The 12,881-nt window shown below is 44.0% G+C and carries 12 protein-coding genes; 6 read left to right on the top strand and 6 right to left on the bottom strand.

Annotation, left to right across the window (positions count from 1 at the left end; translation table 11 throughout):
- Window positions 1–119: 119 nt before the first annotated feature.
- Window positions 120–926, bottom strand: coding sequence for an adenosylmethionine decarboxylase (gene speD / locus MKX59_RS20855; RefSeq protein WP_076264349.1), 807 nt, complete (start codon window positions 924–926; stop codon window positions 120–122).
- 698 nt (window positions 927–1,624) lie between these two features.
- Here speD and MKX59_RS20850 point away from each other — a divergent pair.
- Window positions 1,625–2,473 (top strand): hypothetical protein, encoded by an 849-nt coding sequence (locus MKX59_RS20850; RefSeq protein ID WP_075153940.1) that lies wholly within the window; start codon window positions 1,625–1,627, stop codon window positions 2,471–2,473.
- Between the two features lie 84 nt (window positions 2,474–2,557).
- On the opposite strand, the gene MKX59_RS20845 is transcribed toward MKX59_RS20850, so the two are convergent.
- A complete protein-coding gene (locus MKX59_RS20845; RefSeq protein WP_023987700.1) occupies window positions 2,558–3,571 on the bottom strand; it encodes an RluA family pseudouridine synthase in 1,014 nt (337 codons plus the stop codon).
- Between the two features lie 223 nt (window positions 3,572–3,794).
- On the opposite strand from MKX59_RS20845, the gene recQ reads away from it, so the two are divergent.
- From recQ to MKX59_RS20830, 3 genes are all read left to right on the top strand, one after another.
- Window positions 3,795–5,693, top strand: coding sequence for a DNA helicase RecQ (recQ, locus tag MKX59_RS20840; RefSeq protein WP_025724305.1), 1,899 nt, complete (start codon window positions 3,795–3,797; stop codon window positions 5,691–5,693).
- Between the two features lie 54 nt (window positions 5,694–5,747).
- On the top strand, window positions 5,748–7,616 hold the full coding sequence (locus MKX59_RS20835; protein ID WP_028543002.1) for a B12-binding domain-containing radical SAM protein: 1,869 nt from the start codon (window positions 5,748–5,750) through the stop codon (window positions 7,614–7,616).
- 184 nt (window positions 7,617–7,800) lie between these two features.
- Window positions 7,801–9,114: an alkaline phosphatase gene (locus tag MKX59_RS20830; protein WP_023987703.1), complete on the top strand. Its 1,314-nt coding sequence runs from the start codon at window positions 7,801–7,803 to the stop codon at window positions 9,112–9,114.
- 204 nt (window positions 9,115–9,318) lie between these two features.
- Here the strand turns inward: MKX59_RS20830 and MKX59_RS27625 are convergent, their stop codons facing one another.
- Together MKX59_RS27625 and MKX59_RS20825 are read right to left on the bottom strand one after the other, a co-directional pair.
- Entirely contained in the window at window positions 9,319–9,408 is a 90-nt protein-coding gene (locus tag MKX59_RS27625) for a putative holin-like toxin (protein WP_007429455.1), read from the bottom strand.
- A gap of 396 nt (window positions 9,409–9,804) precedes the next feature.
- Window positions 9,805–10,080 (bottom strand): hypothetical protein, encoded by a 276-nt coding sequence (locus MKX59_RS20825; RefSeq protein WP_028543001.1) that lies wholly within the window; start codon window positions 10,078–10,080, stop codon window positions 9,805–9,807.
- A 141-nt stretch (window positions 10,081–10,221) separates the two neighbouring features.
- Between MKX59_RS20825 and MKX59_RS20820 the strand changes: the two genes are divergently transcribed.
- Window positions 10,222–10,410, top strand: a complete 189-nt coding sequence (locus MKX59_RS20820; RefSeq protein WP_028543000.1) for a hypothetical protein — start codon at window positions 10,222–10,224, stop codon at window positions 10,408–10,410.
- A 53-nt stretch (window positions 10,411–10,463) separates the two neighbouring features.
- On the top strand, window positions 10,464–10,988 hold the full coding sequence (locus MKX59_RS20815; RefSeq protein WP_049828510.1) for a hypothetical protein: 525 nt from the start codon (window positions 10,464–10,466) through the stop codon (window positions 10,986–10,988).
- Between the two features lie 553 nt (window positions 10,989–11,541).
- Here MKX59_RS20815 and MKX59_RS20810 read toward each other — a convergent pair.
- Together MKX59_RS20810 and MKX59_RS20805 are read right to left on the bottom strand one after the other, a co-directional pair.
- A complete protein-coding gene (locus tag MKX59_RS20810; RefSeq protein ID WP_023987704.1) occupies window positions 11,542–12,147 on the bottom strand; it encodes a DedA family protein in 606 nt (201 codons plus the stop codon).
- A 15-nt stretch (window positions 12,148–12,162) separates the two neighbouring features.
- Entirely contained in the window at window positions 12,163–12,738 is a 576-nt protein-coding gene (locus tag MKX59_RS20805) for a class I SAM-dependent methyltransferase (protein WP_053324924.1), read from the bottom strand.
- Window positions 12,739–12,881 lie beyond the last annotated feature (143 nt).

Genomic DNA, 12,881 nt, shown 5'->3' with positions numbered 1-12,881 from the left:
TTGAGTAATATCTATTATTTTGTATTTAAAAAAGGACGAAAGCCCGGCTGTATTCCAGTCCAAGCGATCATCCTTTTTTTCAATGAAATGATCTGTTTTATTTTTACGCATTCGATCTGTTACGTCATATTTTTACCGTAGTAAATTTCGTCCATTTCGATTTTGAGACGTGTTGATATATTTTGTTGCTCTTTTTCACTCAGGCTTTCCTTGATGTAGCCGAACAGGTAATTGTCCAGATCGAATTGTTTTAGCTTACATTTGGTATGAAAAATATTTTCCTGATACACATTCACGTCGATCATGTCATACTGACTGCGCACTTCGTCTGGAATATAGTTTTGAATGGAGGCGATATCATGGTCGATGAAAAGCTTATGTCCATTCGTATCACGTGTGAAGCCGCGTACCCGGTAATCAATCGTCATAATGTCGGTGTCGAAAGAATGAGTCAAATAGTGGAGTGCCTTGAGCGGGGAGATTTCCCCACAGGTAGAGACATCAATATCAGCTCGAAACGTACTGATCCCCTCGTCTGGATGATATTCCGGGTAGGTGTGAACCGTAATGTGGCTTTTATCCAGCTGTATCACGACAGATTCAGGTAGGGGGCCTGGTGACTCGGCATAAGATTCAGTCGGTACCTCCACAATGGGTCCTTCTGATATAAGTACTGTTACGCTGGCTCCTTGAGGTACATAATCCTGCTGGGCTACGTTGAGTACGTGGGCGCCGATAATGTCAGATACATTTTTTAAAATAGCTGTCAGCCGATCTGAGTTGTATTGTTCATCAATATATTCAATATACGCCTCGCGTTCTTCTTTGGTTTTGGTGTAACAAATATCGTACATGTTGAAGCTCAATGATTTGGTCAAATTGTTAAATCCGTGCAGGGTAATCCGCTGTTCCGGTGTTATGGTCATAGGCTATTTCCCCTTATAGTCGCAGTATTCATACATAATATTCCCAACACTCCTTTTCATATACCGATTCATAAAATCAGTTCTGTAGCTGTTAGATTAAAGCCTTGAACAAGTATGTCTTACCCGTTTGGCATAATTAAAAACAGGCAGGGGAGCGTCTTTGTTTTTACATGTATGGAAATTTTAACGTATATATACTTTATTTCTTACTCAGCGATTTTTAAGTAACAGGACTTATAATGTAGACTATGCATAGGGCGAAGGAACTGAATGGACAGAGGACTCGTAGTAAAACATAAGAACCGGGTTAGTAATTCATTAATTTAATGTGTGTCACCTTCACAATGCTGAAAGCTTAACCGAATATGATTATAGACCCGAAAAAATAGTGATTTTGTATATTGCGTAAATCGAGAAAAGCAACTTCAGCTAATAATGTGCGTATAATGAAATAAACGTAAGAAGCTGAGAATTATGAAGTTAAAATGAATTTTGATAGCAAAATTTAATTTACAAACCGATCCCATGTTACTGTCAGGATTTTGCAAAATTCGATTCCAGTCGCTCCGAAGTGCAAGATATAGACGAACTAAACCATTTCGATCTATATCTTGTTCATTGGAAAGTTCATTGGAAGTCGCTTATGAGATTTTTGCAAAATCCTCTACTGTAAAAAAAACGGTGAAAGGAGTATCAAGATGCTGGCTTTGTCCGATCCGGCCTGGACTCTGCTCCAAGGCCCCTACGGTTCTTCTCAATACGTCCCAGAAATGTTGAAGCAGCTCCAAGCCGGATATGACGGCGAAATGGCTGACACCTTGTATTGGGAGGAACTGTATCACCAAAATACGTTGTATACTTGTACATTTGCGGCTGTACCTTACCTTGTAGACATTGCGTTAAAAAGTTCTGATATAGGGATTCGTGCAGATATATATAACATTTGCGGAATATTCGAAGCGAAGAATAACAATCCTCTACATACCAAAGTTCCATTGGAATTTACAAGGGATCAGGTGAAAGTGGATTCTAGTCTGGCTGAATATATTTATGCGCAATATCGGAGTGCCATTGTCCGACTTGCAGAATTGACTGAAGAAATGGTGCTCTATGCGAAGGAACACGAAGGAGATATCGGTAAACGCTATGTTCTGGCTGCGGGTGCTGCTTTTCAGGGTTATCGCTGCGTAGCTTATATGCTACAAAGCTTCGATACAGGTGACGAATATACGCTGGATTGTCCGCATTGCGGTACCCCGCTCTATATTTGGCCTGATGAACAGAATGACACCCTGGTTGTCTATGATAAAGATCCTGTAAATTCAGACAATCTGGTTCCCCATCCGATCCGCCCCCGTTCATTGGACCGTAGAGGTGCTAATATGCAGTGGTTACACGAATATGCCCAAAAAATTGAAGAGAACAAGCTGCTTGCCCAATTACCCTATTTAAACGGTTGGGTAGATTGTCCAGTGTGTAATACGCCCATATATATATGGGATGAGTTGATGAAAATGGCTGATGGTGTTCGGAGGTATACCGCTTAATCAATCAAAAAAGGGTGCTGTCTTCTACAGCCCCCTCATTTCCTCTTATATTTTTCCATCTAATCTCCGTATGCTTTGCCAATTCTACTCCCGAAACGGATTCAAAAAGGTTTTAGGAATGTCGGATTCAAAACGCAGCAATACTCCGGTGACGGGATGAATAAATGACAATACCCTCGCATGTAGGCCTAGACGCCCAATCGACTTGGATTTGGAACCGTATTTTTTATCTCCAACAATTGGATGGCCGATATCCTCCATATGTACGCGGATTTGATTTTTGCGTCCGGTTTCCAAACGTACTTCCAGCAAAGAAAAATGCCGATTGGCTTGAAGCAGCTTGTAATGAGTGACTGCGTGCTGTCCGTCATTCGGATAAGGACTGGAATACATTTTTAGCGTCTTGCTTTCTTTCAGCCATGAAGTGATCGTACCCTCAGCTTTTTTAACTTGTCCTTCGACAAGAGCAATGTATGTTCGTTCATACACAACTTCCTTCCACGCTTTTTGCATTTCCTGCTGTATGGCTTCGCTTTTCGCAAACATCATCACTCCTGATGTATCACGATCCAAACGATGCAGTACAAAAATACGATTGTACGGATGTTCGCGCCTCACATGGGCCGTAAGCTGGCGATATGCTGTTACTTCCTGCTCCTGCGCTGAAGCCACGGACAGCAACCCGGCATCCTTATGGATAACGATAATGGCTTCATCCTCATGCAAAATACGTAGCCCAGTCAGTGGTACGACGGGAGTTATTTTTTCCTTGGAAAGAGCGACAGTCTGACCTTGCTCCAGTGGAAAATTATGCACGGTACGCGGAATGCCGTTGACGGACACCTGCCCACGAGCCAGTGCTGATTTAATGGAGTTACGACCCATGCCAGTCACATGTTCTACTAAAAAGCTCAATAGCTCGGCAGGCTCCTGGACGATGTATGTTTTGGCAGGGGCTTTATCTAAAGCATTCGTTCTCCGTTGAGCTTCCGGTTTATGGGAGCCAGATCTTCCGGCAGGTTTATGACTGCGTTTGGAATGGCTTGCGTTTGACGTAGATTTTGTATGATTTTTCCGTTGGGGTTTCCGATTGTTCATGGATTCTTTCTCCTTCTTGGAACCGTGTCTCTTCATAGTTATGGACAAATTTGCGGCACCGTGTTCACTATATCATGAGAAAACAGCGAGCGCCATAAGGGACTAAACCAGATTGGCAGTCTTCTAGCGGTTGAACATTACCCTGAACCCCGGTAAACTAAAGGTAACGAAAGAAAAGCCGATATGCGTCAAGGACGCTAGAAATATGAGGAGTTTTGAAACTATGAGTGTACAAGCACCAACATTGGAACGGGCGCAGGACTTGCTGCAAAAATTTTATGGCTATCCCGATTTCCGGGAGGGACAAAAGAAAATTGTGGCCAGTATGCTGGAGGGCAACGATACGTTGGGCATCATGCCGACAGGAGGCGGAAAATCGATATGCTACCAGATCCCCGCGTTGTTGCATGAGGGGCTGACCATTGTCGTGTCACCGCTCATCTCGCTGATGAAAGACCAGGTGGATGCGCTGACCACAATGGGGATTGCTGCTGCCTACATCAATAGTACGTTGAGTGGTCGAGAAGTGAATGACCGCATACGAGCTGCACGAAATGGTGACTTGAAGTTGCTGTATGTCGCACCGGAACGACTGGAACTGGACTGGTTTCGCGATGAAATGGCTCAGTTGCCAATTTCCTGCGTTGCGGTAGATGAGGCACACTGCGTATCCCAGTGGGGCCATGATTTCCGTACCAGCTATCTGGCTGTGGCTCCATTCGTGGACGGGCTGTACGAACGCCCAATCGTGGCGGCGTTTACGGCAACGGCGACACCGCAGGTCATGGATGACATCGTGCGCCTGCTTCGTCTGCGCTCACCGGAGACGTTCGTTACAGGCCTTGGACGGCCCAATTTGGCGTTCAGTGTGCTGCGCGGGGAAGACAAACGCAGCTTTTTACTGAATTATGCCCGTGAGCATGAGGGTGAATCGGGCATTATTTATGCGGCGACACGTAAGGACGTGGACGATTTGTACCAACGGCTGCGTGACGCAGGCATGGCAGCCGGGCGCTATCATGCCGGGATGACAGATCAGGAACGTGCAGATAGCCAGGAAGGGTTTTTGTACGACGATATCCGTGTCATTGTAGCAACCAATGCCTTCGGCATGGGGATAGATAAATCGAACGTACGCTATGTCATTCACTACAACATGCCTAAAAATATGGAGGCTTACGTGCAAGAGGCGGGACGCGCAGGACGTGATGGCGACCCGAGTCAATGTATTTTGCTGTTCGGACCGCAAGATATTGTGACGCAGAAGTTTCTGATTGAGCAAAATCCACAGGATGAAGACCGCAAGCGCAACGACTACCGCAAGCTCCAGCAGATGGTTGATTATTGCTACACGACTCGTTGCCTACGTACGGCACAGCTTGAGTATTTCGGAGAAGCGGAAGAGCATGAAGCTTGCGGTATATGTAGTTCATGTACAGATGAGCGGGAACTGGTTGATATGACCATAGATGCGCAAAAGATTTTTTCGTGCATTCATCGCATGCGGGAGCGTTATGGGGTCTCGATGGTCGCCTCGGTCTTGAAAGGCTCGCGTAACAAAAAAGTGCTGCAGTATGGTTTTGACAGCCTGCCAACCTATGGCGTGATGGGCAACCGGACGGAAAAAGAAATTGCCGAAATTATCAATGTTCTTGTTTCGGAAGGCTATCTGATGTTGTCCGAGGGACAATATCCGGTCGTACGCTTGCAGCAGCTTGCGGCTGAAGTGCTGAAAGGCCAGCGAGAAGTCATGCAGCGTGTGGTGCGACATGCCACGGCTTTTGCAGGTGGAGCAGGTTCACGCGGACGACAGGGACGCGATGCATACCCGGCTGCAGTCAACGAAACCGTGTTCGAGCAATTGCGCCTGATCCGCCGCGATCTGGCCGCTCAGGAGCATGTACCGTCTTATATCATTTTCAATGATGCGACGCTGCGTGAGATGAGCGTAGCGAGCCCGCAATCCGAGGCAGACATGTTGCGGATCAAGGGTGTCGGCGAAGTGAAGTTCCGCAAGTACGGCAAGCCGTTTCTTGATTTTTTTCAAAATCAGGGGAATATCGGGGGAACGGTAAGCGAGGACGAGATTTATGCAGACGATGTGTACGAGGATTTTGAATAGCTATACTAAGGCAAGGATAGAACAGTTCATGCAAACTATAAAAGGTTGTGACCTATGAAAGTCATTTTATCAACGTTAAATGCAAAATATATTCATACCTCGCTGGCAATTCGATGCCTCAAAGCCTACAGTGAAAAGGACTTTGATATCGAGCTGGCGGAGTACACAATTAAGGACCCGGTGATGAACATCGTATCCGATTTGTTTCAACGGGGGGCAGATGTTATCGGCTTTTCCTGTTATATTTGGAACATTGAAGAGACGATTAAAGTCATTGATGTGTTGAAAAAAATTATGCCCGAGGTCAAAATTGTTCTGGGTGGTCCGGAGGTATCCTACGATACGGATCACTGGATGAAGCGTTTGGCGAATGTGGATTTTATCGTGGTTGGTGAAGGAGAGGAAACATTCCATCAACTGCTGCAGGAGCTGGAAGGGGATCGCAAGTTCCATTTTGTATATGGACTGGCTTACCGTAAGGGAGAAGAGGTTATTCAGATGCCCGGCCGCCCGAAAGCGGACTTGAACGAGCTGCCGTCGCCCTATCGTTTTGCAGAGGATATACCGGAACTCGGGAAACGGGTTGTTTATTTTGAGACGAGCCGGGGTTGTCCGTTCAGCTGCCAGTTTTGTCTGTCCAGCATTGAGGTTGGGGTACGTTATTACGATATCGAGCGCACAAAGTCAGATATTTTGTATCTGATCGACAATGGGGCCAACCTAATCAAGTTCGTGGATCGGACGTTTAATATTAAACGCGATTATGCACTGGAAATGTTCAAATTTTTGATTGAAAATCACCGTGGCTGTGTCTTCCAGTTTGAGATTACGGCAGATATTATGCGTCCTGAAGTATTGGATTATTTGGCGGAAAACGCGCCGCCGGGCGTATTTCGTTTTGAAATCGGCGTCCAATCAACGAATGATCCCACCAATGAGCTGGTTAAGCGTCGCCAGAACTTTACCAAACTTTCCCGTACTGTTACCAAGGTCAAACAAAGCGGTAAAATCGACCAGCATTTGGATTTGATCGCCGGATTGCCCTTGGAGGACTACAACACATTCCGTAAAACGTTTAATGACGTTTTTGCGCTCGGCCCGGAAGAGCTTCAACTTGGCTTCCTCAAAATGCTGCGTGGCACCGGACTGCGTATCGACGCAGACAAGTATAACTATACGTATATGGATGTTGCGCCGTATGAAATGCTGAGCAATGACGTCCTTTCCTTTGCCGATATCGTCCGGCTCAAGCGCTTGGAAGATGTATTGGAGAAATACTGGAACTCTCATCGTATGGATCATACAGTCAACTATCTGATTGAGCGTGAATTCTCGTCCGCTTTTGATTTCTTTCAGGAATTCGGAGACTACTGGGAAGGACAGGGCTGGCAAAAAATCGGACATCAGCTCGAAGACTTGTTCACGCGTCTCCAGTCCTTTCTGGAATCGCGTGGAACAAAGCGAATGGATATGGTGCTTGGACTGATGAAGCTTGATTATTTCCTGAACCATAAATACAAGCCGCGTAAAATCTGGTGGGAGCATACCTTGGAGAAGGACGATTGGTCCAGCTACATGAAAATGATTCTCCAGCACCCGGACGCGCTGTTGTCACCTGCGGTTGCAGATTTAGTGGCAGATGCGAGCAAGGAGAGTACAGGTGAGGCGAATGTAGGCAATCAACAGCCTCAGCCATACCGCGAGATTATTCCAGCCTTTGCTTCATTGAAGCTGAGTGAAAAGGAACTGCAAAAGCACGCGGTGCTGGATGTACTGCCATTTAGTCTGGATCATATCCTGAGTGGGGGAAGTCCATTGACAGCCGAAGGCCGCACGCTTCTGCTTGTAGTCTATCAGCAAAATGGACAGCAAAAACCGCTCTACTACACCATGCCGATCGGCAAAAATATCGCCGCCATTTAAATATAGACGCCAGAGGGCATCGACTTTGATAAACCAAGAGTCGGTGTCTTCTTTTGTTTTATAAAAAACAGGTGGTCACTCCAAATTTTACATTCGTGTAATCTTTTGCTTTACGATGCTTTACAAAGCAGATATATGATTACTTTATCATATATGAATATTAAATTTATTGGAGTGTGACCTTGTGAAAAAGCGTTCGATGAAAAAGAGTATCCTTGCTTTCGGTGCCATTACCGTTTTGAGTGCGCCATTGTTATCTGCTAATATCCCTAACGCTTTTGCAGCCTCATCTAGTACCAAGTCTACTACCGCACAGGTATCCAAAGGACTGAAAACCTCGTCAGCGAAAGTCGATGCTCCTAAGAATGTCATTCTCTTTATCGGCGATGGTATGGGAGAAGCAAGTCGCAACGCGATTCGCTTGGCGACGGTAGGGAAATCGGGATTACTTGAAATGGACAACATGCCTGTAACTGGCTTGGTTAGCACAAGTTCAGGGGATAATCTTGTTACGGATTCCGCCGCCGCTGCGACTGCAATTGCAACAGGTGTGAAAACGTATAACGGCGCGATCGGAATGGATTTGAATAAAAAACCAGTGACAACGATTATGGAGCTGGCTAAAAAGGCAGGCATGTCTACAGGTGTTGTGACGACAAGCCAAGTGACAGACGCAACGGGGGCCGCCTTTGGTGCGCATGTCGAAAAACGCTCCGCTCAAAGCGAGATTGCCAAGCAGTATCTGGAGAAAAGCAAGGTGGATGTTATTCTGGGCGGTGGTGAGGATTTCTGGTACCCTGCAGGAACAGTAGGCAAACATCCAGATGCTCCGGCAGAAGATCCTGAGGAAGCTAGTAAGGGAACTCAAGGAAATTTGGTAGAACAAGCGAAGAAGCTGGGTTATAGCTATGTGACAGATCAGACAGAAATGAAAGCAGCTAAAGGTTCTAAGTTGTTAGGGCTGTTCGCCAATGAAGAGATGTTTCAAGCTCACAACAAGCTGGGTAACTCTTACAACCCAACGGTTTCTTTACCGGATATGACGGCTAAAGCGATTGATGTTCTTTCCAAAAACCAAAAAGGTTTTTTCCTGATGGTAGAGGAAGAAGGAACGGATGAGATGGCGCATGACAATGAAGGTGAGTTAACGATTAAGGCTGGGCAACAGCTCGATAAGGCCGTTAAAGTAGCTAAAGAGTATGCCAAAGCGCATCCAGATACATTAGTGTTGGTGACGGCAGATCATGAAACGGGCGGTTTGGCGATTGAAGGCGAAGATGCGGAGGATGAATCCGGTGAAGGCGTCTCCAAAGAGGATGGTCCTTTTACTGTAAAAGGCTCTAATGAAAAGTTTTATATCGACTGGACCACAGGAGGACATACATCTGTTGATGTGGCGTTAACCGCGATGGGCCCCGGATCTTCTCAGTTTAGCGGGAATTACCCGAATACTGCCATTCATGACAAGCTGGTTAAGCTGCTTCAATTAAAGAAGTAACGTAGGGTGAAAGCTGCCTCTTAAAAAGATTTTCCATATTGGCAATATGGTTTTTCCTGTGATAAACTAAAGCTAATAAGTATATACTAAAAAAGAGTAAGGATGCTACCAACATCCTCACTCTTTTACAACAGCCGCTTATAAGGGCGGTGGCTGTAGGGTTGGATTAGTAAAATAGACCGCTAACCTTTTCCGGAGGGCGGTCTATTTCTTTTTGTTGAAGGAAATAATCAAGATCACCAACGTTGCAAATTGAATCATCAACATTAATGTATCTTTAACCTCCACAGGCATCACCTCCTTTGCAGGAGACTAGCCGACCGCCCATCTAAGCCATTCTGTTGTTAGTTTATAGTATATCATATGGATAGTATTGCTAAAAAGGACAAACCTGAACTAAAAAGTTACCTGTCGTGCCACTGCGCAGTCGGATGGTGCTTCCCATCGCCACCGCCCCCGGATTTCTTGAATTAGTCTTTGTTTAAGGTGGAAATCCGGGGACAAAAGCGACCGCTTCGCTTGTACAGCACCATTCCGCCTACTCCGTTTTTGTGTTTCATTTTTCGAGTTCAACTTATTTAGCCGAATTGACAATTTTGACGCAAGTAGAGCGCGCAGTTTTGGTCAAGAATATTATTTGGGCTAAAGTTCTCCTAACAGGGATAGAAGTTTCTTTTTAAAGTGAAAATATTAATCAGATAAAATTTGGTTTAAACAAACGCCATCTTTCAAGCCTTGTTCATACATAATAGATTCAACCATGCCTTGGAGTAGAGTAGTATTGGTATCATAATCGTAAAGAGTTTGTATGTATTCCTTTGGCAAGCAATCATGTAAAATAGAAAAGAGTTGATTACAGTCTTTCATTAAGTCTTTGTATTCTGGAGAATTAGCCAGCATCGACCCAGCTACATGTTCCAGGCGAATAGAAACGAATTGATTAAGGGCTTCTTGTATAGCTTTCATTTATCTTCCTCCATTATGGTGACATCAAAGTGAGATCATAATCTTATTTTAAGGTGACATCACTTTGATGTCAATAGGGTGCGTAAATGGGTTATCACAATGCTATAATAATGACATCACTATTGTGAGGAGTTTTAAACAATGACAACGAATAAAAAAGCATTTACTTTGCGATTAAAACCAGAAAACTTTGAGAAGATCAAATATATAGCTGATAAGAACAAACGATCAATTGCTAAACAGATTGAATATGTACTTGAACAGCATATTGAAGAGTTTGAAGAAAAAGAAGAAAAAGATAAGAAAGGTGATTCTATTACACAAGAATAACTTAGGGTTAATTAGTGTGGATAAAAATAAAAGATGTGTGAGGGGGAATATGCGTGAACGCTATATTAATTAATTCACGCCAAATTCCCTTTTTTACTGATCTAAAGTTGGTTTTCGAATCCATAAGTAATATCCAAACGGAATATAATTGGCTACTTACTGGGTTAGAACTGAATTGGATACCGGACGATCTTTTGGAGTATGTCGAGCAGAATCTGGCTTTTGAAGAAAACGGGTATGGAAACACGAAGTTATGGATGACTGGGGAACAACTGACACGTCTTGTACATAGATATGAGATTCAATTTATTTGGGGAATGCTCATGGGATTTGAAAAATCTGAGGCTGCAGATGTTGGTGCATTAGCTATGCAGTCCTATTCAAATGCCTATGAGGGCTGGTGGCAACTGGAATCGACAATGCAACATCCCAAAGCGAAAATTGAAGTTATTTGCTGGGATTCAACCTTAACTTTATTTCTCAGTAAGGATCAAACCGTAGTCCAGAGCTTTAAGGCTTATTTTAAAGACGCAAGAGATTTGGATGAGTATAATTTTGAGGCTAGTAACCGAGTTTAGAACAGAAGAGAATAATGAGATCTTTACCAACTGCAGTTAGCAAGCGACCATTATGGGCTGATCCTATAGCTCTGTTCTTTCATGTGAGGAATAAAGTCTATATAAGCTGAACTGAAGAAATGTACATGGAAAACGGAGTAGACGGAATGGTGCTGTACAAGCGAAGCGGTCGCTTTAAAAGCTTTCCGTAGGAAAGCTCGCTTCGGAAGCATCACCTCCCCGGATTTCTACCTATAAAAGATTTTACTTGAAGAATCCGGGAGCGGTGGGAAGCACCATCCGTCTGCGTAGTGGCACTAAGGTAACTTTTAAATTCGCTTATATAATTATCCAAGCAATAAAAACACGTAATTACGTAATATTGGTTATAATGAGGTAAGAATAATTAAGGAGCCGTGCTCTAACGCGGCTCCAGCATACAGCAACTGCATAAAGAGCAGTCGGCCGCGTAAGATAGATCGAGAATAGACCGTTGACCTTTGGTTAGGGCGGTCTATTTCTTTTTCATGTAGGTAAGTAACGCCAAAATGAACATGCCGAATAAGCTCAACCTTTACTCCTCCGTTGTTTTCTTCCCCCACACAAATTTCATTATAAAAAATATAATTGTCAGCATGATGAGAAGCAATGCCATCTGCAGGCCATAACGATGGATCAGTTCTCCTGCTGCTTGTACATGATCGCCAAAGATACGTCCGAGCAGAAAGAAGATCAGCGTCCAGATCAAGCCCGTTGAATAAGAGAACAAAGCATAGCGCTTGAAGCTCATTTTATTGATTCCGACAATATATGGAATAATGTGACGGACGATCGGTAGCAAATAACTGATGCAAATAGTGAAGTTTCCATACTTATGTACTAATTTTTCCGAAAACGTAATGTACTTGTCCATTTTTTTCTTCCGGCGCAAACGTTCTAGAATCGGTGTACCCACGGTTCTCCCCAATACATAACCTAAGGACAAGCCTGATATAACCCCAAGATATACAATTAAAAAAGCGGGTAACGGGTGAAGTATGCCCATGCTTGTTACAGCCCCGCCAGTCATCACAATGACTTCGTCCGGGATGGGCAGACCTACAATTCCGAGCCATAGAGAAAAGAATAATGCTGCATAGCCGTATTGTTCGATGATGGAAATTAAATATTCCACGTCCATACGCATACTCCTTTCTTATGCTTTCTTTCGGCATACATACACGAATGCGGGTGGAACGTTCATAGGCACAAACTTGATTTCTTCAATATCAAACCATTCACCTAACTGTTGCTTCATCTGTTTAGAGTATTGAAAGGCGACAAACATTCCTCCATCCCTGAGTGATAGATGAATTTGTTCTACAATTTGATTTCGCATCTCTTGTGGAAAATTGAAAAATGGCAGCCCGCTAATTATGCAGTCAAGCTGTTCTATTTGGGCATTTTTCATAGCAAGCTGAAGCTCACGCGAGTCGGAATAGCACAGATAATTCGGGAATCTTCTTTTTAAATTCTGCTGCATGGCCTGGTCCTTTTCAAAGAGTAAAACCTTGGGTTGAAATTTAGCAGCACAGGGGATGTATTGAGTAATTGCCCCCGTGCCAGCACCAAGCTCGGCAACAGCATGAACTTCACTCCATGGAATGGATTCTATCATATTTTTAGCTAAAAATCTGGAACTTGGTGTTACACTACCCACATATGCAGGCGAGTACAAAAATTTGAATAGGAACATAAGTCTCTCGTGAACCAAATGGCTAATACGGATCATACATCATTCTCCTACTTTCAATTTTTAGAATACGTTTATTTATTCTTTGCTAAGAGTAACAAATTATCCCTTTACTTACTCCTGTCTCGAGTAGGGTTAATCCCCCCGTCCTGCGGAGGGGATTTTCCTTGACTATGGTCTAG

The sequence above is a fragment of the Paenibacillus sp. FSL R7-0340 genome (genome assembly GCF_038002205.1).
GTDB classification, from domain to species: domain Bacteria; phylum Bacillota; class Bacilli; order Paenibacillales; family Paenibacillaceae; genus Paenibacillus; species Paenibacillus polymyxa_B.
The sequence above is the reverse complement of the archived record's forward strand: the minus strand, read 5'-3'. Positions and strand labels throughout refer to the sequence as shown.